The sequence below is a fragment of the Staphylococcus agnetis genome (assembly GCF_011466855.1).
GTDB lineage: Bacteria > Bacillota > Bacilli > Staphylococcales > Staphylococcaceae > Staphylococcus > Staphylococcus agnetis.
Window position 1 is genome coordinate 1830184 of sequence record NZ_CP045927.1, and the last position, 22443, is coordinate 1852626.

The window sequence follows — 22443 nt, forward strand, 5'->3', positions numbered from 1 at the left end:
ACGCACTATCTTTAATCGTATATTAAACGTATCATATCCTAAATCGTAAATGTTTCAATCAGTCCTAAGACGCACTACTATTTATGATACCCACCATTAGATAAAAGTATATTTAAAACTTCATCGTGACATCCTGGATTACTTATAATAAAAGGACCTCCACGAACAAAATCAATGGCTTTATTATTAAAATCTGTCATTTTTAACCCTAATTCTGAAGCAAATAAGAATTGCGCTGCAATGTCCCAAGGTTTAGCATTTGTATGTATATGTGCACCAAACTGTCCAGTACAGACGCGAATAGAGTCTAAACCACATGCTCCTATGAGTCGGTAAGCAAACGAGGCATCTAATAAATCATGCATCGTTGCATCATTTAACACTTTATTATTAAATGAGACAATCAATTCACTTAAAGGTTGTGCTTGAACCTGTTCTAGTCGTTTATGATTCACAAAAGCACCTTCACCTTTTTTGGCATGATATAATGTTTGTCTTGGAAAATCATAGATATATGATAATGTAGGTGTTCCATCTACAAATAACGCCAAAATGATACAAAAGTCATTTTGTTGTTTGACTAAATTCGCAGTACCATCAATCGGATCCATCACCCATGTATAACCCTGCTTTAAATCTGTAGTGTCATGATGACTTTCTTCTCCATATAACTTATGATCTGGATATAAGTCTTTTATTAACCCTTCAAAATTAGATTCTAACGTTTGATCCACGTTTGTTACGAGGTCAAAACGATTCTTTTTCGTATCAGTCTGCATTTGTTTGATAAGTGAAGGAATGAGCAAATTTAACCCACGAAACCACGTCTTCACTTCATTATCAATGTCATTGATATCATATTGAGCCATCAAATTGATTCCCTCCTTCCACGGATTGCTTTTATTATACCCTCTATCGTAATTCAATACCAACCGTTATTAATATATTAATAAAATCAATTATATAAGTAATAAGTTCACGTAATTATCCGAACAAAAAAACCGATTGGATAAACCAACCGGCATAGAAAGGAAAGTAAGTAATAAATATTGAAGATGTTTAACTAGCCATAAGTACAACTTATCATGTCAAACTTTACTATCATAAGATAGTTTACCCCTCGTTTGATGATGCTGTACCATCCCCTAGTAGCTAATTCATACTATAGCATAATTTTTTAAATAATGTAAGCGTTTTCTTACAATTTATTGAATTTTTTTATGGGTGGCTCTTGTTTAATTTATGTTCCTTGATTTCAATACGTTATGTGCGTATAAACCTTATTAATAAGTGTTCTATCATTTATGTGGTAAACTATTTATAAGATATAACACGATGCGGAGGTGTGGAGTGTGAATAAAGAAACGCGTCAGTCAAAAATAATTCAACTCATTCAAAAACAAAATCAAATATCTGCAGTCGAATTAGCTCGTAAACTTCAAGTTTCTAAAAGAACCATTCTTCGTGATATCCAAGAATTAGAAGCAAAAGGTGTTCAAATCTTAGCACATGCTGGTAAAAATGGTGGCTATAAAATTCAATCTCGTCCTCAAAATATTAAGCTTGATCTTACAGATGACGAAGTGATGGCCCTATATTTAATTTTGAATGAGCGCATACATCAAACGTCATTACCTTTTAAAAATGAAATACATCAACTCATTCAAAAATTAAAGCGGCAACCCAACACCGCGCTTCGCCGTCAATTAAAAGAATTGGACCAATATATTGTCTTTGAAGATGATACACACACGACACTCCCACCACTTTTTAAAAACATATTAATTTATTGTCATGAGCGCAAAGTTATGGGATTGTACTTTCATCCCTCAGTACAACAACGTCAACAATTTGCAAATGTCGTCTTTATCGGATTACTTTGTAAAAATGCGGAATGGAAAGCGATCATCTATCATATCGGTGGAGATTATACTGAAATCATCGATATATCTTCAATTGATGACATTGATTACAGTTTCCATAAATCTATTCAAACGAATGATATTACGATTGCAAATTACCGTGATTATTTACAACATAATGCGTAAGCCAAAATATGGATCAGCCAACAAAGTTCATTTATAAATGCGTTTTGTTGGCTGTTTTAATTTATAGGATTGTTAACCCATCCCCTTATATGAAATAGAAGACACATTCTTAACGTCTATCAATCTTACATAGATTTAATGGAGCACTCACAGACGCTTTCACTTGAAATGAGTAATAAAATTGCGCTCTAACTGTAGCTTCATTTTTCAAAATATGACATATCAATTTAGCATATTGATACAATATGCTATAAAATTATTAAGGATATGAAAGGAGATGGCCACCCCTAAATTACGTCCACTCTTTATGTAAAGAAAAACTAAGGGAATGGCAATGATTAAATAATCAATAATTTCAATCCAATTCGATATTTCGATTAAATGCATCGCAGAAAACAGCACTATAGAAACGATGCTCATCACAATAAAATTAAGCTTCTTACCTAATTCACCGATTAAAATATGCCTAAAAAATATTTCTTCAACAATAGGCCCGGCAAATACAATTAATAGAAAGTTATATAATGTAAGCTCAGGTATGGATAACAATTGGTTAATCACTTGTTCATTTTGAGTTGTTTCTGTCGTGTATATATTTGGAAATAGGTCTTTCACCCAACCATAAGCCCAAGCCACTCCAAAAGTAACTATATAAGCGCAAATGATCCATAGCCAATAACGTTTCAACCCATTCCACCACTGTCGCATCCACGTTTTGAATAAGTCGATGTTAAGGCACAAAAAGGCAGTAATGATTAGGATATAGGTGAACAATTGCGTAAGAACGTTAATTTCATCTATTCCAATGAGCGTAAAGTTTTCTATAAGAAGTGCTTCTTCAAAAATTGCCTTAGTAAAAACGATATAAATTATAGTACCGATAAATGTGACTATGATGATTGGCACCAGACTAAAATCACGCCATCTGATATCTCGCCAACGATATTTCTCCATACATACCTCCCAAATTCTAAAATTTTATATCAATATGGTCATAATAAATACCAATATGTTATAATCCTATATAAAATTTGAAAGGAAAACAACTATGCATCAACACAATGTTCCAAAATACTCCGAAGCTATTATATTTTTAAATGACTGTCATAAAATGGCACTTTCTTTTCAACTGCTCTACAGAGAAAAGCCTGAAGATGCACATGACCTCTTGCATACGTTACACGCTACTTTAACAACAGCCTACAAACATTTACCCCCTCCACAGTCGACTTCATCTCCTTCGTATGACTATGCAACATTTTACCAATGTATTCACCATTTATATCACAACCCCTTAACACGTATCGATATAGGAAATCAAATGTGTGTGACACAAAATTATATAGATCACATCTTACACACAAAATCGCACCTCCAAACCTAAAAATTAAAAATGTAAGCGCTTTAATCTCTTTTCATATATAATTAATTTAACACTATCTCTTTTACAATGAAGGAGGTTTAACGATGTTAGGATTTTCTGTTTATCTTGCTACACCGCTGAACGAAAACAATATATCACAAATGATAGCGCTTGGTTATGATACCGTGTTTACCTCTCTCCAAATACCCGAAGAATTACATATCGCAGCACAATTTGAAGCGCTATTATCACAATTATCTCATCATGATATCACACTCATTATAGACACGAATGAATCGAATATTACATCACAGCTTTTTTCGCAACTCGCTAAATATCCCTCAATAGAATACGTCATTCGTATTGACGAAGGGACTTCCCTTTCATTAGTGAACGCCATTATACAACACGCACATAAATGTTGTATCAATGCAAGTACGGTTTCTGAGCACTTTTTAAATATCATAAGCTCACATCCACGAATTCAACCTCATCTCATCTATTTGCACAACTATTATCCACGACCTGACACCGGATTGAGTCGCTCATTTTTACAAGAACAAAATATACGCATACGCCATTATCATACTGACGCTCAAATATATGCTTTTATTCCAGGGGAGACATATCGTGCACCCCTCTATAAAGGTTTACCGACTTTAGAATGTACTAGACATTGTCATCCTTGTCTTGCCGCACTCACATTAAAGTCTTTAAATATTGATGGCATCATTATAGGTGATCTATCTGTATCTACAAGAACTGCACAACGTTTAGTTCAAATGATTCAACATAATCATTTTATTTTACCGTGTCACCTTGTTAATGGTGTAGATGACGCATTAATTTTAAAAACTCATCAATCTAGACCTGATTGCGCGGCACATGTCATTCGTTCCCAATTTTCTCGCCAACATGTGGACGCATCTATCCCACCTTTCAACATTGAACCTAGAGCTAAAGGCACCATCACGATTGATAATGAACGCAATGGCCGTTATATGGGGGAACTCCAAATTACAAAAATCAATTTAAAACCGCATCCGCATGTTAATGTTGTAGGCACGCTTACTAAAGAAGGTTTACCTTATTTAAATTATTTCGACGCGTCAACTACATTTACATTTGTTTTAGCGGAGGAGGATGAGTGATGAACCAAAAAATAACAGAACAAAGTAATCCAAAATCATTACATTTAGATGAAATGTCTACAATTGACATACTCCAATTCATGAATGAAGAGGATCAAAGGTTAACTACAATTATCGGTCAACATTTACATGAAATCGAACGTGTCATCGCATTGACGACGAAAGTTTACCAAAATGGGGGGAAGGTCATCTATATAGGTGTGGGTACGAGTGGACGTCTAGGTGTTCTCGATGCAGCTGAATTAATCCCAACATTTAATGCAGACCCCAACCGTTATTTCGGATTAATAGCAGGCGGATTCGAAGCAATGACACGTGCGATTGAAGGTGCTGAAGATTCAAAAACACAGGGTGCTCAAGATTTAAAAAATGTAAACTTAACTTCTCAAGACGTTGTTATTGGTATAGCTGCGAGCGGTAGTACACCTTATGTATTAGGCGCATTAACTTATGCACAAAATATCCAATGTCATACAGTTGCATTAAGTTGTAATCATAACACGCCTATTAGCAAGCATGCTGACATCCCTATTGAGATAGCAGTTGGTCCAGAAATCGTAACAGGCTCTACGCGATTAAAAGCGGGATCCGTTCAAAAAATGATTTTAAATATGATTTCAACTATAACAATGGTTCGCGTTGGAAAAGTTTATAACAATTTAATGATTGATGTTCAAGCAACGAATGATAAACTCATCGATCGTGCGCTTCATATGATTCAAATGATTACTGGTTTAGATACTCTTGAAAGTAAAGCATTATATGAGGCGGCTCATCATCAGGTCAAAACTGCGATTGTTATGCATTTTAAAGAGATGCGTTTTGACGACGCAGAACACTGCCTTAAACTTCATCATGGCGTCGTGAAGGATGTATTGAAATCAAAAAACTTGTAAGGGGATGTGTCATATGCAAAAAGAAAAAGTACTTGCTGAACAATTGATATTACATGTCGGAGGCGTGGACAACATTCGCTCTATCATCCACTGCATGACGCGCATTCGATTAGATATTCGGGATAGTGATAAAGTAGATAAAGTTGCGATTAAAGCCACTGAAGGCGTGCTTGGCATCGTTGAGGATGAAAGATTGCAAATTGTTGTTGGCCCTGGTGTCGTCAATAAAGTTGCAAGTCATATGGCTAACATGACAGGTGTAAAACTTGGAGAAGAGATTCCTCAGGGTAACGCTCAATCGCTTGAAGCACATACGAAAGCTAAATACCAGTCCAAACCTAACCTGTTTAAACGCATTGCCAAAACCATTGCTAATATTTTTATTCCTTTAATTCCCGCTTTTGTCGGCGCCGGATTAATAGGTGGCATTGCAGCAATTCTCAATAATTTACTAAGTGCAGGTACAATTGAAGCAACATGGATTAAACAATTAGCACTCGTTTTCGATATTATTAAAAATGGAATGCTCGCTTATTTAGCAATCTTTACAGGATTTAATGCCGCTCGAGAGTTCAATGCTACACCAGGATTAGGAGGCGTCATTGGTGGTACGACGTTGCTAACAGGTATGTCTCCCGAGAACCCATTGCCTAACATCTTTACAGGCGAAGGGTTATTAGCTGGTCAAGGCGGTATCATTGGGGTCATTCTAGCTGTATGGGTTTTAAGTCTCATCGAACGACAATTACACAAAATTGTCCCTAATGCTGTAGATATCATCGTAACACCAACCCTTACATTACTCATTGTAGGTCTGTTAACCATTTTCATTTTGATGCCTATCGCAGGTTGGATTTCAGATGGTCTTGTAGGCGTTGTGAATGGCGTCATTAATCATGGCGGAATATTTAGCGGTTTCATTATTGGCACTTTTTTCTTACCGCTTGTGATGTTTGGCTTACATCATATATTTACACCCATTCATATTGAAATGATTAATCAATCTGGTGCCACATACCTTTTACCGATTGCAGCAATGGCAGGTGCTGGACAAGTGGGTGCATGTTTAGCATTGTGGTGTAAAAGTAAACGCAACCCTTTACTGAGAGATGTATTAAAAGGTGCATTACCTGTAGGGTTCTTAGGGATAGGAGAACCCCTTATTTACGGGGTCACTTTACCACTTGTAAGACCGTTCTTCACTGCTTGTATTGCTGGTGGTATTGGAGGTGCCGTTATAAGCGGCATTGGTCATATTGGGGCAAGTGCAATTGGTCCTAGCGGGCTTTCTCTCTTACCACTCATTACACACAACATGTTTTTAGGCTATTTAGCAGGTTTACTTGCTGCTTATGTGAGTGGATTTATACTTACATTTTTATTTGGTTCACCTAAACCACTTATCGATCAATTTGGTAAATAATAAAATACAAAAGACCCTCAAAATTTGTTATACAACTTAATTTTGAGGGTCTCTTGTATTGACATTAAACGTTTCAAATCAAACGTTAACGTATTATAGTTTAAATTCCTCTTTACTTAATTTATGGTAACCTCTCATAAAGAAGAAGAGCGCCATAAATCCTAAAAATACAAATCCAATAATGACAGAAACACGTGTTTCAGCATTGATGACCATTCCAATTAAAACGAGCATAAAAAATGCAATCGTTAAGTAGTTAGAAAACGGAGCAAATGGCATTTTGAAAGGATGATCTTGAATTTTTTCAGGATATTTTCTTCTGAATTGAATATGACTGAATAAAATCATAAACCATGGAATCATACCTGGTAAAATTGAGGCACTATATACATAAACGAATATATTCTCTGCACCATCAATGATTAAAGGTAAAACAATATTTAAAATAACGCCAATGAAAATACCAATTGACACAGCAATAACCGTATAGAAAGGTACCCCATTTTTCATAACACGTGTAAAGATTTTTGGTAAGTGACCATGTTGCGCTAACGTATATATCATACGACTTGAGCTGAAAATACCCGCATTACAACCTGACATTGCTGCTGTAATCACGACAAAGTTAATTAAACCAGCTGCAATCGTAATACCAACTTTAGAGAAAGTTGCGACAAATGGACTACCAAGATCTTGAAGATGATTCCAAGGATAAACTGTAACGATAACAAAAATGGCACCAATATAGAATATTAATATACGCCAAATGACTCCATTCACTGCACGTTTAATGTTCTTTTGAGGGTCTTTTGTTTCCCCAGCAGTAATCCCTATTAATTCAACACCTTGATAAGAACCAATGACAATTGATAATGCAAAGAAGAATCCCATGATTCCATTTGGTAAAAAGCCACCATGTGCCCATAAATTGCTTAAACCAATTGGATTCCCTCCATTACCTAATCCAAAGAATATTAAACCGAAACCGGCAATAATCATTAAAATAATTGTGACAATTTTGATTGTAGCAAACCAGAATTCAAATTCTCCAAATGCTTTTACAGATACTGCATTAGCTGCAGCAAGTAAAATAACAACGATAACACCTGGTATCCATGTGGGTAACTCGGGCCACCAAAAATTCATATATTCACCGACCGCTATAACTTCAGACATCCCAACTACAATCCATTGGAATATATTTGCCCATGATGTAACATAGCCTGCAACAGGATGTATGTAATCCGTGGCATAGTTTGCAAATGATCCTGTTGTCGGATATAAGTAAACCATTTCACCCATCGCACGCATTACTAAAAATAGAAAAATTCCGGCAATTAAGTATGCGAAAATAACAGCAGGTCCTGTCCATTTAATTGTGCTCGATGCCCCCATGAATAGGCCTACACCGATTGTACCGCCAAGTGCGATCATCTGGATTTGTCTCGAACTTAGCCCTCTGTGTAACTCTTGATTATCTTTCATGATAACTCCCCATCTCCTTAATATTATAAGGGTTTTCTAATTTTCCGTCATGACGCTATTATACTACAATTTCAAAAACTGAAAAGTGTATTTTTTAAAATTTTGTAAGTGCTTTCATAAAATATATTGCATTTTTCACCTAAAAACAATTGTGCTAGGCGACCAACCTTTGTCCCTTTAAAGTGTTATGAAAACGCTTTTATAAAATATTATTCACTTGCACAACATCATAACCTAAAGCAATTGCTAAAAATTATTTGTGATTATATTCACAAATATAGTTGCACCCTTTATAATGTAGAAGTATATCTTATAAAGGAGTGCATGTCATGGAGGATCGAAATATTAAATGGGATAAAATTTTTTATGGACGAACATGGATTGCGAATATTATAGATACCATTCAAACGAAAGACATTTTAGAAAGTTTTTATTTTAAACGGTATTTACTACGTGCAATGATGGCTGGTTTCATCATTAGCATTATTAGTGTATTTGTATTAATGGTAAAAACGACGTTTGCGCCTGACTTAGGCCCCGGCATTGTAAGTATGATTAGTGCGATAACATTTAGTTTTGCACTCGTATTGATACTGTTCACCAATTCTGAACTACTCACGAGTAACTTTATGTATTTTACTGTAGGTTTATATTATAGACTCATAAAACCTTACCGCGTCGGTCATATCTTTATGTTATGTTTTATTGGCAATGTGGTAGGTGCGTTTGTGCTATTCAGTTTAATGCGCGCAAGTGATGTGATGACACCAGAGATGGTCACTTTACTCGACAAAATTATAGCGACAAAAATTCATGATTATACATTTCATAATATTTTGGTACGTGCTATTTTCGCTAACTTTTTTATAAATATTACCTTAGTCATTGCGATGCAAATAGATGATATATTAGCTAAAATGTTTGTAATGATGTTCGGAGTTACGATTTTTGCATTTATGGGCTATGAGCATGTCATTTATAATGCCTGTCTCTTTGCTGCTGGTGTCCTTTATAATATCGAGCATATGGCATTATGGCCAATTGCAAAAAATATCATCGCCGCATTTATTGGTAATTACATTGGTGGCGGACTCATTATCGGGTTATTTTATGCCTATTTAAATGATCATGGTCAATTTAAAGCACATCGTTTTAAATAAATTGCGGTCACTCTATGTTATAATGAACAAAAAATCCAATGAAGGAGTTCATTATGGAAAAAAGTCGCTTCGTACGCGGTGCGATAACCGCCATCTTAATAGGTATCATATTTTATATCGTAAATATGATTCAAAATCAGAGTGACGTCGGTAGCTTGCTGTTACGTACACTATTATTTATATGTATTTTTTATATTCTATATATAGTACTTTTTAGCATCTTAAATTCGGATCAACGTAAACGTCAATATGGCCCTCCGCTAATCATTTGTTTAATTTTAGGCCTATTAATAGGAAATATGATTCAGTTTCCACTTGCTGGCTTTGCTATTGGCTTGCTACTTGCATTACTTATTGGCTATTTCATTGGATGGTTTAAAAGGAGAAATTGATGATGTCCACACAAACAATTGGCATTTTAATCATTGTCATACTTTTACTCAGTTTTATTCCGAATATATATATGTTATATAAAAGTAAACAACAACATACACCATCGACACGCTATGCATTAATGGTTGGTGTAGATGCAATCTTACTTGTACTTGTAATCACTGCACTTGTTCTTTTAACTTAAATATATGAAAGCCTTCAAAAATCGTAATATCTACGACTTTTGAAGGCTATTTTTATATTTTCCCTTGTAATAAGAAGTAATATGCTAATGTTGCACCTATGGCATATAGAATTAGCCCTATCAAACATGAAGTGACGTGCACTTGCATTGGTATATGACGTTGAAATTTAGAGGCGAGCACTAAGTTCCCAAAAACAATGATAAGTGGCGCAACAATAAAGAATAAAATCATTTCAACACTCATTTTAAGCCACCTTGAAAATAACGTTCTATAATTTTTGATAAGTGAATATCTTTATCCAATAACGTGATTTGGGAAAAATCACTCACTTCTGTCATAGGATTGGTATTCACGATGACATCTAAACCAGCTGTAGCTGCCGCTGTTGCCCCATTAACCGAATCTTCAATCGCTAAACAATATGTCGGACTAAAATTCAACGCTTGCACAGCGCTTAAATACAACTCCGGATCAGGCTTCACATCTGATACATCTTCTCTTCCTTTTATCACACTGATATACGGTTGGATACCCAGTTCTTCTACTAAAGGTTCAATATCAGCACGTGCACTGCTTGTAGCAATGGCCATTGGAATGTGTCGTGCGTGAAGCTGTTCCATTAACGTTTGAATCCCCGGTCTCAGTGGTAGTTGACCTGCATGACTATGATGCGCTTTATAAATCTCTCTAACTTTTTGCTCACCAAAAACATCAATTAAATGTTGATGTAAAGCAAGCGCGCGTCCCCCGATATTTGCTCTATAAAAGTCCAATGTTACCGGTGACGCGTTAGCTTCAATTAAATGTGTATTGATCACTTCATAAAGATGTTGTTCTGTATCTATAATCGTACCATCAAAATCAAAAATGACTGCTCGATACATGTTGTGCCTCCTTGAAAACCATTTACATTCAGTGTAGCAAATCTCAACCTATGATTCACGTCTCACTAAAATCCAGGCTCTACTGTCGCAAATTCATAAGTGATAAAATTTTGTCTATAATACAACGATTCAAACCATTGTCGATTGATTACACCTGAATGTTGATAAGGTAAGTGGTCATGTATGTCCAATATCGTAGGCATATCCGCTTTTTTTATTGCAAAGGCGTAATGATGCACATACCCTTTTCCAGGTCTCACTTGAGGACCATCTTGTTGTATTAATACAATATCACTATAAAACCCTTTCTCATTGAGTGTATAAACAGTCTCTTCAAAACCTTCACGTTTACGATACCCTAAATGTTCCGTGAGATAATGAGCTGTTGATGCGATATCTTCCACGTGTATTTCGATTGGCCCCATACCCAAAATCGTTTCAGCCGTAGTCGAAGTTTCTTCATTAGTTATATGCCAATGCGCCGGTAACTTGTAACCTTCATTTGCTATCATGACGAAAGATAGCGTTTCTGGATCATCGAAATAAAGCGCATCTTGATGTAAATATATTCCACGTTGTGTTGATATACCATGTTTTTCTAATTTAACCTCAAATAAATCTAACATGTTACGATCCTGTACTAAGAGTCCTATACGCGCAATCATATTCGTGCCTTTATACACTGTTCCAGCTAATGGAATTTCAAAAAAAGTTAATAACGTTCCTGGATCACCGCTAGCATTACCATAAAAAATATGCGGCATGGTTTCATTATCTTGATTAACGGTTTCTTTAATTAAATCGAGTCCTAATACGTCTAAATAAAACGCTTTGTTACGTGTGATATTTTTTGTGTACATGGATATATGATGGTGACCTATAATTTTAGACAAACGACTCACTCCTTTCATCTTCAACCATAGTATACTTTTTATATCCTTTTCACGCTATGATTTTACATTAACATCACGAAACATACGAGTCCTATCAAAATAATTGAACAAGGAAATGCAATGGTTTGAAACAAGCGAATTTTACGCATCGATAACTGAGATTTAAGCAAGCATGTTTCAATCAAAAAATTAAATAACGTAATAACAAACGTTAATACGATTAATAACGCAACGCCATTATCATATTGGTTCACAAATCCTACTGAAAGCATCATCATCGTAATGAAAAGCGTGAAGGTAATAAAATAGTTTTGTAATATTTTAGTCACCATATTCTCAAACCCTTTCACGTTTTAATAAAATTTACTATTAATTTAAAAATATTTTCGCACAACCTAATTCAAATGTAAAGAAGCCCGAAATGAACGGTGGTGAAAAACAAATTGTTTTAATTTTTTGTTCTTAACACCTCGCTTTTCTGGAAGCAATCAAAGTCATGTTTTCATTTCTCATACAAACACCCCAATAAAGTTTTCACTTTTTAAGTGTCCACTTTATTGGGGCATATCTTGTTTAGTTGAGTTTTGAGATATACAAAATCGTTATGTCCAAATCCTTTTTAACTCGCAATGCAACTGAAAGCCCATGTGAGTTTTAAACTTTTGTTTGTTTTAAGGGTTTGATGATTTTTTGTTGCTTATCAAAACGTGACGACCAATAACGTGCAAGCGTTGGCCCTGTAATACAATGAACAAAACTAAACACCGCTCCCGGTACTGCTGCTAAAGGATTGAAATGTACCGTAGCTAACGAAGCAGCTAAACTTGAATTTTGCATGCCAACCTCAATAGACAACGTTTTTTTATCTTCATAATTCAATTTAAACAGCGCTGATAACGTATAACCGATCACATACCCTAAAACATTGTGTAAAATAACGACGGCAAAAATGAGTAAACCTGTTTCTACAATTAATGTTTTACTACTTGCAACAACCGTCCCTAAAATCACCGATATCGCTATGACAGAGATTAAAGGTAAAATATCATCTGTTTTCTCAGCAACTTTATAAAAAAGTCTTTGAATAACCAATCCTACGATGATTGGGATCAATACAATTTTAGATACAGATTCAAACATACTCATAAATGAGACATCCATCCATTGATGTGCCATTAAAAACATCAGTGATGGTGTAACAAATGGAGATAATATCGTAGATACAGAAGTGACTGCAACCGATAAAGCGACATTGGCTTTCGCTAAGTAACTGATAACGTTACTTGAAGTTCCACCAGGGCAACATCCAACGAGTAAGACACCAATGGCTACTTCAGGTGGTAACTGAAATAGTTTTACAATGAAATAAGCAAGTAATGGCATAATTGTGTATTGTAACACCACACCAATAATGACAGGTTTAGGGTATTTAAATACAATTTTAAAATCTTCTAATCGAATGGATAACCCCATCCCTAACATGACGATACCTAAAAGATAGGGTATCCATGGTGTAAAAGTAGTAAATGCAGATGGCAAAACAAATCCAATAAAACTTGTTAGCAACATCCATAATAAAAATGTTTTTGAAGCAAATTGTCCAATTTGTCGTAGCATTGTTGTCACCTCGTTATTATTTTAATATTCAGAATATTAACACAATGAATAACGAATGACAACACTATTTATGTAAATAAAATAGGAATGCGAAATGTTTACGTCTTTAGTCCTAATGCTTTTTGAAATTTAGAATGATACAATAGATTTAATAAATCACATTTAAAAAGAGGAAATGTCATGCTTATTGATAAATTAGAAAGCTATACCCTTCATATCTCTGAGTTAAATCGACGCAAACATCGAGCTCAATTAAGTCAATTGTTAAAACATGTGAATCTACCTTCTCCACTTCAACACGAATTTATTAAGACTCAGAAAACGTATGTACTTCGTGTACATATTCAAAAACAGACATTGCCCTATTTGCTGAGCTTTTTAGGATTCCATCACTATGTTATTTATCAAGTGATTCGTTCAAAATTTGAACAAGAATTGATACCTTTTGATCAACTCGCATTGACAGAGCGTCGTTTTGAATTTTACATTGATGGCTTAACAGACCCATTTATTAAAGATAAAGTCATTGATATTCTTCACCATGGTACAACGCTACAATTAAAATATACTATACGTAAAAATATTTTAACTTTAACATCAACACTTGAAGAAGCAGGCACAATGTTAAGTCTATTAGCGTGTCACCATATTGATATCTATCAAGCATACGCGCCGTCACATCCACAATCTCATATTACGCGTATCTCATAAAAGTTTTGAGCTTTAAATTAAATAATATAGACGATTTGCCAATGATGAATCTTTTTAAATACACGATGGTAATCACGATCAAGCATTGACTTTAAAATTTTTAAAACCTGCAAAATTCATTCTCCAGAATTTTGCAGGTTTTATGTTGAACTCGAGGCTACTGCCCTGATTCATTGAGTGTTTGTTCTTCAATATACCGCTGCATCGTATCAAACATATTTTCAAAACCGTGTACAGTACTATCATGATATTCTTTCTTTTTTTGTTTATATTCAAGTTGCGTTAAACGTCTTTCTTTAGGCACTTCACTTTTGTAGAAAAATGTCATTTGTGTAATGCCCGGACTGCGTTCTTCGAAGTACACATTGATATCATCTTGTTGATCACTGAAATCAGGCATTTGAATCGTTAAACAAAGGTGTTCTCCTGGAATTAATGTTTGATAAGTACCTTCTACACGTATTTTTTTACCTTGGCGTTGGTCAATAATTAAATAGTGACCCCCTTCTGTCACATCACTTTCGATTGTTTTATTCGATCTTGATGTAGTCATAAACCAGTGACGCAACATTTCAGGATCTGTCCAAGCTTGATAAGCAAACTCAGGTGAAGTTTTTAATAATCGAACTATTTTAACTTCGACCCGTTCATTATGCGTATTATTCATGGCGATTCTCCTCACTTTAAAACCTTTTTCTCTATCATTAAACATCCTATTTATGATTCATTACCATATCTTACTAAAATGTGTAAGCATCATAGTATTATAAACATTGTATCGTGCTTAAAAGTCTCCCATCTAGAGATTGAGTGACACTATCTTCTCATCTAATAGAAGGTGTACCATTATCACTGCACTATGAACTGTTATCGTTGCAATCTCACTATATTCCTTCATTATACCCTTTAGCCATTTATATACATACTATTTGCTTTTAAGTCTTGGTAAGTTAAAGATGATGGCTACAATCCCACATAAAGCTAACATTACTGGATAAATAGAATATGGGACTAACATCACAGGTGAAATACCCGCAACACCTGCTGCTGCAATCAGCTGTGGGCTATAAGGGATAAAACCTTGCCATGCACTACCAAAAATATCTAAAATGCTGGCCGATTTACGTCGATCGATTTCATATTCATCAGCGATATCTTTCGCTAATGGACCTGACATAATAATAGAAATCGTATTATTTGCAGTAGAAATGTCCGCCACACTTACGAGACTTGCAATACCAAATTCTGCGCCTCTACGTGATTTAATTTTACTTTTCACTTTGTGCAATAGCCAATTAATCCCACCATTATGCTCAACAAGTCCTATCATTCCACCAATTAAGAGCGCGATGATTGCAATATCTTCCATCCCCACTATACCTTCTGAAGCAGCTTTTAAAAACCCTGCTAAATTAAACGAACCGTCAGCAATGCCAATTATTCCAGATAGTAAAATCCCACCTAACAATACGAGCACGACATTAATGCCTATTAAAGCTAATATCAATACAAGTAAATAAGGGATGATTTTAATAAAATTGTAATCATAACTTTGTCCATGATTAACGTGGTTACCGAGTGTAAGTACCCATAAAATGATGATTGTAATCATCGCACCCGGTAAAACGATACGAAAATTCACTTTAAATTTATCTGCCATTTGTGTACGTTGCGTTCTCACTGCCGCAATGGTCGTATCAGAAATCATCGATAAATTATCGCCAAACATCGCACCACCTACCACAGTAGCCATCGCTAATGCAGCTGGAATGTCTGTCGCTTGACTCAACCCAAATCCTACAGGCGCTATCGCTGCCACTGTTCCAACCGATGTTCCCATCGATATCGAAACAAACATACAAATAATAAACAACCCTACTATCAATAAATTTTGTGGAATCATCGACAATCCAAAATTGACAATAGATTCAACACCGCCCATTTTTTCAGCAGTTTTAGAAAAAGCACCTGCTAATATAAAAATAAACATCATTAAAATAATATTAGGATGACCAGCACTTTTTGCGAACACTTCAACTTTGTGCGCAAAATTTTCTTTTCGGTTCATCAATAGCGCCATAATTACACCAATAATTGCTGCTACATTGAGTGGCATAAATGTAAAATCTTTCGTAATTATACCTGCGCCTAAAAATATACAAATAAATACAACTAAAGGTAGTAAAGCCCAACCATTCATTTTATCTTTAAAATCTGTAGACATTTTTTTCTCCTCACAAAAATTAAGGTCAAACTCTAATAGTACATCATGCGCATACATACTATTAGGGCTTGACCTGATATCGTTTCCCGAACTTCTTATCTTCAGCCTCAAAGCTTCTGGAATTGGCACACGCATGACCATGTTGCCGAAGTTTCAAAGGGCCAGTCCCTCCACTTCTCTTGATATGAAGTATTTAATTTTACTGTTAAACTTTACATGAAATTTTGTAATTCGTCAATCTCTATGATGATTTCAAAATGAGTTGAATGGCATTTACGAAATAGTCTGTGACATTTTCAAAAATACGTTCATCTGGTTGATATAACGGATGATGTAAAGGATAGTCACTTTCGGAGCCTATCATAGCAAAATAACTTGGTGCTATCGCCTGATAACCCGAAAAATCTTCTCCTATTGTCAGTGGACGCACCAACTCCGCAACATCATAGCCCGCTTCTTTAGCGGCTTGAACTGCGAGCTTATGGAGCGCCTCTTCATTATTAACAGCTTTAGTTATTTTGAGATACTCTAAATCAATCTTAGTGTCAAATTGTGTAGCAACACCTTTGCAAATTTGTTTCATACGTGTTTCAACTTTAAGCTGTGTGTCATGGTCAAATGTACGTACAGTTCCCTCTACGATTGCATGATCAGGAATGACATTCCATGTCTGTCCACTGTGAATTTGACCAATAGTTACCACTGCTTCCTCGTAGGGAGCAATATTACGACTCACAATACTTTGAAAACTTTGAATCAATTGTGCCACGATGATACTCGGATCTTTAGCATCTTGCGGCATGGCCGCATGGGCTCCTTTAGCATGAACGATAATTTTAAAGCGATCAACATTTGATGTCATGATTCCAATTTTAGAGCGCCACTGACCTACTTTTAAAGTTGGATCATTATGAAATCCTAAGATGGCTTTTGCACCATTTAAGACACCTGTTTCCACTACACGGTTTGCACCAAACCCGAGTTCTTCAGAAGCTTGAAAGATGATACGCACACGACCATTTAATTTAGATTCCATCGTTTTAAGTCGTTCCACTGTGCCAAGTACACTCGCCATATGAATATCATGACCGCACGCATGCATCACGCCCTCAGTACGCGATTTAAATGCAACAGTCGCTTGTTCATGGATTGGAAGTGCGTCAATATCAGACCGTATCGCAATCATTGAATCACCTTGCCCTACTTCTGCAATCAAACCTGTTTGAAGTGGAACATCCAAAATTGACACATCCATATCTCGTAATATCGCTTTTAATCTTTTAGTTGTTTGAAACTCTTCATTAGAACGCTCGGGATACATATGAAAGTGACGTCTCCATGAGACCATTTGATCAAACCGATAAGACATAGAACTCCCCCTTATTGATTATTTAACAATGACCTAAAACGCTGAGATGTTATTAACACGTTTTGAATGAATAGTCATATTATCTCGTATACAGCATCTTATTTTCAATAAAATTTCCATATATCCTCATTATCATCAAGCATGCCTCATTCTAATACAAAACGTTCTCAAAATTTATTCAGAAATAAATTTCAAGAACGTCATATATCAATGTATTTTATCAAATTTAAGCTAGTGCAATGTCATGATTGATGATTACTTTACCATCTTTTATTACTTTTTCAACATGATTAATACCATAATGATATGGAATATATTCATGATTTGGCGCATGCCATATCACAATATTTGCTTTATCCCCTTTATTAATAGTGCCTGCATCCACATCTATCGCTTTCGCTGCGTTCACTGTAACTGCATTCCAAATTTCATTCGGTGATAATTTTAATTTCAACGCCGCAATAGCCATTACCATTTGAAGATTATTTGTTACGCAACTTCCGGGATTAAAATCCGTTGCAATCGCTATGGCACCATTGTTTTCAATCATACCTCGTGCATCAGCATAATCATTTTTGCCTAAGTAAAAGGTTGTTCCAGGCAATAGTACCGCTACCGTATCTGAGTCACTCAATTTTGCTTTATCAGTATCGCTTGATGCTACGAGATGATCTGCTGAAATGGCTTGTTGATCAATCGCGAGTCCTAATCCACCTAGAGGATCAATTTCATCGGCATGAATTTTAACTTTAAAGCCTTCTTTTTTAGCGGCTTCCATGTAACGTTTAGATTCTTCAATAGTGAATACACCTGTTTCACAAAAAATGTCTGCAAAATCGGCATAGGCCTTTACTTCAGGAAGCAAGGCAATCATGTCTTCTAAAAATGCTTCATTCGATGATGCATCTTTGGGTACTGCATGAGGGCCTAAAAACGTATGACGCATATCCAAATTATATTTGTCTTGTAAGCGACGTGATACTTTAAGTTGTTTCAATTCATTTTCTTTATCTAAACCATAGCCACTTTTACTTTCAACCGCTAATACACCATGGTGCATCATTGTAAGTAAATCATGTTCTGCCTTTTTGAATAAATCATCTTCACTCGTTTGACGTGTTGCTTTTACTGTTGAAAGGATGCCCCCGCCTTGTTCTAATATCTCAAGATAAGACACGCCTTGACGTTTTAAAGACATTTCATGTTCACGTGACCCTCCATGTACGAGGTGCGTGTGCGCATCTACTAAAGCTGGTGACACCACTTTGCCTGTCGCATCAATTGTTTCTTTTGCTTCAAAATCGTTTGTATAAGGTCCCGAATAAACAACTTTGCCGTCTTTAACAACCACTGTTCCATTTTCTACGATGTTCAGTTCATCTAAGTCTGCACCTTTTAAAGGACGTTCTGTTGATTTGGGTAAAATTAATTGTTTAATGTTTTGGATTATTAAATCATTCATTATTTGTCATCACCTTTACCTGTTATCATTGGAATATCTACACCCTTATCTTTGGCAGTATCAATCGCAATGTCATAGCCTGCATCCGCGTGTCTTACCACACCCATACCCGGATCTGTCGTTAATACTCGTTTTAAACGACGTTCTGCACGCTCAGACCCATCAGCAACGACAACCATACCTGCGTGAAGTGAATAACCCATACCTACACCGCCACCATGATGTACAGAAATCCATGAACCGCCTGCCGCAGTATTCACAAGCGCATTTAAAATTGCCCAGTCACCTACCGCATCTGAACCATCTTTCATCGCTTCTGTTTCACGGTTGGGTGAAGCGACTGAACCTGAGTCTAAGTGATCTCGTCCAATTACAATTGGCGCAGATATTTCACCTTTACGTACCAGATCATTTAATGCGAGACCCATTTTTGCACGGTCGCCATAACCGAGCCATGCGATTCTAGATGGCAATCCTTGAAACGCAATTTTCTCACTTGCCATATCGAGCCAACGCATTAATTTTTCATCTTCAGGGAATAACTCACGCATGAGTTGATCCGCACGTTCAATGTCTTTAGGGTCTCCAGATAAAGCTGCAAAACGGAACGGTCCTTTACCCTCACAGAACAATGGACGAATATATGCGGGCACAAAACCAGGAAAGTTGAATGCGTCTTTTAACCCTTGGTCGAAAGCGACTTGACGAATGTTATTGCCGTAATCAAACGCTATGGCACCTTGTTCTTGAAATTGCAACATGGCTTCAACATGTTTTTTCATAGACTGAGATGCTAATTGCACATATTTTTCAGGATTTGCTTCACGAAGTTGCGCAGCTTCCTCTAATGAGTATCCTTCAGGTACATAACCATTTAATGGATCATGCGCAGACGTTTGGTCTGTTACGATATCAATTTTGAATTGGCGTTTCAAAATTTCATGATGTATTTCAGCCGCATTGCCTACTAATCCTATAGATAACGCTTGACCATTATTTTTAGCTTCTTCTGCTTTTTCTAACGCTTCATCTAACGAATGCGTCATAATGTCACAGTAGCGTGTATCGATGCGTTTTTGAATACGTGACGCATCTACATCTACCCCGATGACCACCCCTTCATTCATCGTAACTGCTAACGGTTGTGCACCTCCCATGCCACCGAGACCCGCAGTTAATGTAATGGTTCCTTTCAATGAACCGTTAAAATGCTGATTCGCACATTCTGCAAACGTTTCATAAGTACCTTGTACAATGCCTTGAGAACCAATATAAATCCAACTTCCAGCGGTCATTTGACCATACATCATGAGCCCTTTTTTATCGAGTTCATGGAAATGTTCCCAGTTCGCCCATTTTGGTACGAGCACCGAATTGGATAATAATACACGCGGTGCTTCTTCATGTGTTTTGAATACTGCGACTGGCTTCCCTGATTGAACGAGCATTGTTTCATCTTTTTCAAGGCAACGTAACGTCTTAACGATAGCATCAAAAGCTTCCCAGTTACGCGCTGCTTTACCAATGCCTCCATAAACCACGAGTTTGTCTGGATGCTCTGCCACTTCTGGATCTAAATTGTTATAGAGCATACGTAAAACAGCTTCTTGTTCCCAACCCTTACATTCAATTTCGAGGCCTTTTTTCGCTTTAATTTCTCTAGACATTCTTCATCTCTCCCTTTGTTTAAAATATGAGTAACGCAATTGGTATTGTAATGAGTAGCGTGAGTGCAACACGTATAAACCAAATCACGACTAACTTCCATAATGGAATATGTATCTCTGTTGCTAAAATACATGGCACTAGTGCCGAGAAGAATATAATCGCCGACACACTTGTAATCGCAATGACAAAACGTACTTCCAGTGCTGCCTTCACAACAAGTAGTGATGGTAAAAACATTTCTATCAGTGATATCATCGAGGCTTTGGCTATGAGTGTTTGATCTTGGATAGGAAATATCATAACAAATGGATAAAAAATGTAACTAAGCCAATCAATAAATGGGGTATAATCGGCAATTATCAAACCTAATAATCCAATTGATAATATTGTAGGTAAAATAGCGATAGTCATCTCTAAACCATCACGCACATTCACCCCTATATTTTTGAATAATGGTAAAGATTGATGCGATTGGCGTTTCGCTTCTTCCCAAGCGGCAAGAAGTCGATTACCTTCAATGTTTGAAGGTGATCCCCCTTCTTGATTTTTATAATAATCTTGGCTTTCATTTGAAATAGGTGGCAAATGGGCTGTGATTGCTGTTACTACAAATGTGATAACTAAACAAAGCCAAAAGTACAAATTCCAATATCCCATTAAATTCAATGTCCGTGCCACAATCACCATAAATGTGGCGGACACAGTAGAAAAGCCCGTTGCGATAATGACCGCTTCTTTTTTATTGTACATACCGTCTTTATAGACACGATTCGTGATGAGTAGCCCAAGAGAATAGCTTCCTACAAATGAAGCGACTGCATCAACAGCAGATTTACCTGGCGTTTTAAAAATAGGCCGCATTATAGGTTCCATCAATACCCCTATAAATTCGAGTAAGCCATATCCTACGAGTAATGATAATGCGATTGCACCAACAGGTATTAATACACTCAGTGGCAACATCAATTTTTCAAATAAAAATGGAACATAATTTGGACGAAACAAAAATGAAGGTCCAAATTTAAAGACGTACATTATACCTATGATTGCACCACAACATTTAAAAAGCACAATCACTGCTTCTGTTTTAGATCGAGCAAAATCCTTACGTATCATTGGTACGATAGCCCCTAACATGATGAGTCCCAATGCTACATAGGGCATCGCATGGCCTAATCGCGCACGTATGGCTAAATGAATGTGATCCACTATAATAGTTTCTGTTCCACGAATCGATATAGGTATAAAAAAACAAATCATACCGATGCAGCTCAGTAACCAAAAACGCCACATCTTATAGCCTTTTATTCGTTCTAACGTTTGAGGTTGCGTCATTTTAATACACACCCCTTCAACCTCAATCTCCCATTATCATGGAAACAATACCAATCATTTCTTCCTTGTGCCATGCACTGTAAGCATGGCATACATGAATATTTAAAATGGTTCGAACCATCCACACTTTTATTGTAATATGCTAAGATATTAATGACCAATATAAATAAACTAAT

Annotated in this window: 22 protein-coding genes and 1 riboswitch; of the genes, 8 read left to right on the forward strand and 14 right to left on the reverse strand. The window is 36.1% G+C overall.

Translation table 11 applies throughout. The annotated features are described in order from the left end of the window. Window positions 1-77: 77 nt before the first annotated feature. Window positions 78-869, reverse strand: a complete 792-nt coding sequence (locus GJE18_RS09410; RefSeq protein WP_060551658.1) for an inositol monophosphatase family protein — start codon at window positions 867-869, stop codon at window positions 78-80. Window positions 870-1352: 483 nt separating this feature from the next. On the opposite strand from GJE18_RS09410, the gene GJE18_RS09415 reads away from it, so the two are divergent. Next, window positions 1353-2048: a helix-turn-helix transcriptional regulator gene (locus GJE18_RS09415; RefSeq protein ID WP_060551659.1), complete on the forward strand. Its 696-nt coding sequence runs from the start codon at window positions 1353-1355 to the stop codon at window positions 2046-2048. Between the two features lie 222 nt (window positions 2049-2270). Here the strand turns inward: GJE18_RS09415 and GJE18_RS09420 are convergent, their stop codons facing one another. Beyond that, the gene (locus GJE18_RS09420; protein WP_060551660.1) at window positions 2271-3002 is read right to left on the reverse strand and encodes a CPBP family intramembrane glutamic endopeptidase; all 732 of its coding nucleotides are present in this window, start codon (window positions 3000-3002) and stop codon (window positions 2271-2273) included. Between the two features lie 513 nt (window positions 3003-3515). Between GJE18_RS09420 and GJE18_RS09425 the strand changes: the two genes are divergently transcribed. The 3 genes from GJE18_RS09425 to GJE18_RS09435 are packed head-to-tail and all read left to right on the forward strand — an operon-like array spanning window position 3516 to window position 6881. Next, window positions 3516-4562 carry a MupG family TIM beta-alpha barrel fold protein gene (locus GJE18_RS09425; protein WP_107368259.1) on the forward strand — a complete coding sequence of 349 codons (1047 nt, stop codon included), beginning with the start codon at window positions 3516-3518 and terminating at the stop codon, window positions 4560-4562. Beyond that, window positions 4562-5458, forward strand: coding sequence for an N-acetylmuramic acid 6-phosphate etherase (murQ, locus tag GJE18_RS09430; RefSeq protein WP_165886138.1), 897 nt, complete (start codon window positions 4562-4564; stop codon window positions 5456-5458). The genes GJE18_RS09425 and murQ overlap by 1 nt, the downstream gene beginning before the upstream one ends. Before the next feature lie 13 nt (window positions 5459-5471). After that, window positions 5472-6881: a PTS transporter subunit EIIC gene (locus GJE18_RS09435; protein WP_085622649.1), complete on the forward strand. Its 1410-nt coding sequence runs from the start codon at window positions 5472-5474 to the stop codon at window positions 6879-6881. A gap of 93 nt (window positions 6882-6974) precedes the next feature. On the opposite strand, the gene GJE18_RS09440 is transcribed toward GJE18_RS09435, so the two are convergent. Continuing rightward, window positions 6975-8366: an amino acid permease gene (locus tag GJE18_RS09440; RefSeq protein WP_107368258.1), complete on the reverse strand. Its 1392-nt coding sequence runs from the start codon at window positions 8364-8366 to the stop codon at window positions 6975-6977. Between the two features lie 329 nt (window positions 8367-8695). On the opposite strand from GJE18_RS09440, the gene GJE18_RS09445 reads away from it, so the two are divergent. From GJE18_RS09445 to GJE18_RS09455, 3 genes are read left to right on the forward strand one after another with little or no spacing between them, the layout of a single operon-like run. Continuing rightward, the gene (locus tag GJE18_RS09445) at window positions 8696-9526 is read left to right on the forward strand and encodes a formate/nitrite transporter family protein (RefSeq protein ID WP_060551665.1); all 831 of its coding nucleotides are present in this window, start codon (window positions 8696-8698) and stop codon (window positions 9524-9526) included. A 53-nt stretch (window positions 9527-9579) separates the two neighbouring features. After that, a complete protein-coding gene (locus GJE18_RS09450; RefSeq protein ID WP_060551666.1) occupies window positions 9580-9918 on the forward strand; it encodes a hypothetical protein in 339 nt (112 codons plus the stop codon). Window positions 9919-9920: 2 nt separating this feature from the next. Next, a complete protein-coding gene (locus tag GJE18_RS09455) occupies window positions 9921-10103 on the forward strand; it encodes a hypothetical protein (protein ID WP_060551667.1) in 183 nt (60 codons plus the stop codon). Window positions 10104-10155: 52 nt separating this feature from the next. Here GJE18_RS09455 and GJE18_RS09460 read toward each other — a convergent pair whose 3' ends face one another. The 5 genes from GJE18_RS09460 to GJE18_RS09480 form a co-directional block, all read right to left on the reverse strand. Beyond that, window positions 10156-10347: a hypothetical protein gene (locus tag GJE18_RS09460; protein ID WP_165886139.1), complete on the reverse strand. Its 192-nt coding sequence runs from the start codon at window positions 10345-10347 to the stop codon at window positions 10156-10158. Beyond that, window positions 10344-10988: an HAD-IA family hydrolase gene (locus tag GJE18_RS09465; RefSeq protein ID WP_060551669.1), complete on the reverse strand. Its 645-nt coding sequence runs from the start codon at window positions 10986-10988 to the stop codon at window positions 10344-10346. Before GJE18_RS09465 ends, GJE18_RS09460 begins: the two co-directional genes overlap by 4 nt. A 65-nt stretch (window positions 10989-11053) precedes the next feature. Further along, entirely contained in the window at window positions 11054-11881 is an 828-nt protein-coding gene (locus GJE18_RS09470; RefSeq protein ID WP_240928871.1) for a VOC family protein, read from the reverse strand. Window positions 11882-11943: 62 nt separating this feature from the next. Continuing rightward, entirely contained in the window at window positions 11944-12213 is a 270-nt protein-coding gene (locus GJE18_RS09475) for a hypothetical protein (protein WP_060551671.1), read from the reverse strand. A gap of 322 nt (window positions 12214-12535) precedes the next feature. Then, window positions 12536-13498, reverse strand: coding sequence for a bile acid:sodium symporter family protein (locus tag GJE18_RS09480; protein ID WP_060551672.1), 963 nt, complete (start codon window positions 13496-13498; stop codon window positions 12536-12538). Window positions 13499-13678: 180 nt separating this feature from the next. Between GJE18_RS09480 and GJE18_RS09485 the strand changes: the two genes are divergently transcribed. Further along, complete coding sequence (locus tag GJE18_RS09485; protein ID WP_085622651.1) at window positions 13679-14209, forward strand: hypothetical protein; 531 nt, start codon at window positions 13679-13681, stop codon at window positions 14207-14209. Between the two features lie 157 nt (window positions 14210-14366). Here GJE18_RS09485 and GJE18_RS09490 read toward each other — a convergent pair whose 3' ends face one another. From GJE18_RS09490 to GJE18_RS09515, 6 genes are all read right to left on the reverse strand, one after another. After that, the gene (locus GJE18_RS09490) at window positions 14367-14876 is read right to left on the reverse strand and encodes an SRPBCC family protein (protein ID WP_060551674.1); all 510 of its coding nucleotides are present in this window, start codon (window positions 14874-14876) and stop codon (window positions 14367-14369) included. Between the two features lie 258 nt (window positions 14877-15134). Further along, window positions 15135-16433 carry a Na+/H+ antiporter NhaC family protein gene (locus GJE18_RS09495; protein ID WP_060551675.1) on the reverse strand — a complete coding sequence of 433 codons (1299 nt, stop codon included), beginning with the start codon at window positions 16431-16433 and terminating at the stop codon, window positions 15135-15137. Window positions 16434-16525: 92 nt separating this feature from the next. Then, window positions 16526-16622: riboswitch (SAM riboswitch) on the reverse strand. Between the two features lie 52 nt (window positions 16623-16674). Beyond that, window positions 16675-17802 (reverse strand): amidohydrolase, encoded by a 1128-nt coding sequence (locus tag GJE18_RS09500; RefSeq protein ID WP_060551676.1) that lies wholly within the window; start codon window positions 17800-17802, stop codon window positions 16675-16677. A gap of 226 nt (window positions 17803-18028) precedes the next feature. Further along, window positions 18029-19264 (reverse strand): imidazolonepropionase, encoded by a 1236-nt coding sequence (hutI, locus tag GJE18_RS09505; RefSeq protein ID WP_105996158.1) that lies wholly within the window; start codon window positions 19262-19264, stop codon window positions 18029-18031. Beyond that, complete coding sequence (hutU, locus tag GJE18_RS09510) at window positions 19264-20931, reverse strand: urocanate hydratase (protein ID WP_165886140.1); 1668 nt, start codon at window positions 20929-20931, stop codon at window positions 19264-19266. The genes hutI and hutU overlap by 1 nt, the downstream gene beginning before the upstream one ends. 19 nt (window positions 20932-20950) lie before the next feature. Continuing rightward, complete coding sequence (locus tag GJE18_RS09515) at window positions 20951-22267, reverse strand: YjiH family protein (protein ID WP_085622653.1); 1317 nt, start codon at window positions 22265-22267, stop codon at window positions 20951-20953. Between the last annotated feature and the right edge of the window lie 176 nt (window positions 22268-22443).

Coding starts and splice junctions, on each gene's coding strand:
- GJE18_RS09475 (WP_060551671.1), bottom strand. CDS start 12,213: ATGGTGACTAAAATATTACAAAACTATTTTATTACCTTCACGCTTTTC.
- GJE18_RS09515 (WP_085622653.1), bottom strand. CDS start 22,267: ATGACGCAACCTCAAACGTTAGAACGAATAAAAGGCTATAAGATGTGG.
- GJE18_RS09445 (WP_060551665.1), top strand. CDS start 8,696: ATGGAGGATCGAAATATTAAATGGGATAAAATTTTTTATGGACGAACA.
- hutI (WP_105996158.1), bottom strand. CDS start 19,264: ATGAATGATTTAATAATCCAAAACATTAAACAATTAATTTTACCCAAA.
- GJE18_RS09435 (WP_085622649.1), top strand. CDS start 5,472: ATGCAAAAAGAAAAAGTACTTGCTGAACAATTGATATTACATGTCGGA.
- GJE18_RS09465 (WP_060551669.1), bottom strand. CDS start 10,988: ATGTATCGAGCAGTCATTTTTGATTTTGATGGTACGATTATAGATACA.
- GJE18_RS09450 (WP_060551666.1), top strand. CDS start 9,580: ATGGAAAAAAGTCGCTTCGTACGCGGTGCGATAACCGCCATCTTAATA.
- GJE18_RS09455 (WP_060551667.1), top strand. CDS start 9,921: ATGTCCACACAAACAATTGGCATTTTAATCATTGTCATACTTTTACTC.
- GJE18_RS09495 (WP_060551675.1), bottom strand. CDS start 16,433: ATGTCTACAGATTTTAAAGATAAAATGAATGGTTGGGCTTTACTACCT.
- GJE18_RS09410 (WP_060551658.1), bottom strand. CDS start 869: ATGGCTCAATATGATATCAATGACATTGATAATGAAGTGAAGACGTGG.
- GJE18_RS09500 (WP_060551676.1), bottom strand. CDS start 17,802: ATGTCTTATCGGTTTGATCAAATGGTCTCATGGAGACGTCACTTTCAT.
- GJE18_RS09480 (WP_060551672.1), bottom strand. CDS start 13,498: ATGCTACGACAAATTGGACAATTTGCTTCAAAAACATTTTTATTATGG.
- GJE18_RS09490 (WP_060551674.1), bottom strand. CDS start 14,876: ATGAATAATACGCATAATGAACGGGTCGAAGTTAAAATAGTTCGATTA.
- GJE18_RS09420 (WP_060551660.1), bottom strand. CDS start 3,002: ATGGAGAAATATCGTTGGCGAGATATCAGATGGCGTGATTTTAGTCTG.
- GJE18_RS09460 (WP_165886139.1), bottom strand. CDS start 10,347: ATGAGTGTTGAAATGATTTTATTCTTTATTGTTGCGCCACTTATCATT.
- murQ (WP_165886138.1), top strand. CDS start 4,562: ATGAACCAAAAAATAACAGAACAAAGTAATCCAAAATCATTACATTTA.
- GJE18_RS09440 (WP_107368258.1), bottom strand. CDS start 8,366: ATGAAAGATAATCAAGAGTTACACAGAGGGCTAAGTTCGAGACAAATC.
- GJE18_RS09485 (WP_085622651.1), top strand. CDS start 13,679: ATGCTTATTGATAAATTAGAAAGCTATACCCTTCATATCTCTGAGTTA.
- GJE18_RS09425 (WP_107368259.1), top strand. CDS start 3,516: ATGTTAGGATTTTCTGTTTATCTTGCTACACCGCTGAACGAAAACAAT.
- hutU (WP_165886140.1), bottom strand. CDS start 20,931: ATGTCTAGAGAAATTAAAGCGAAAAAAGGCCTCGAAATTGAATGTAAG.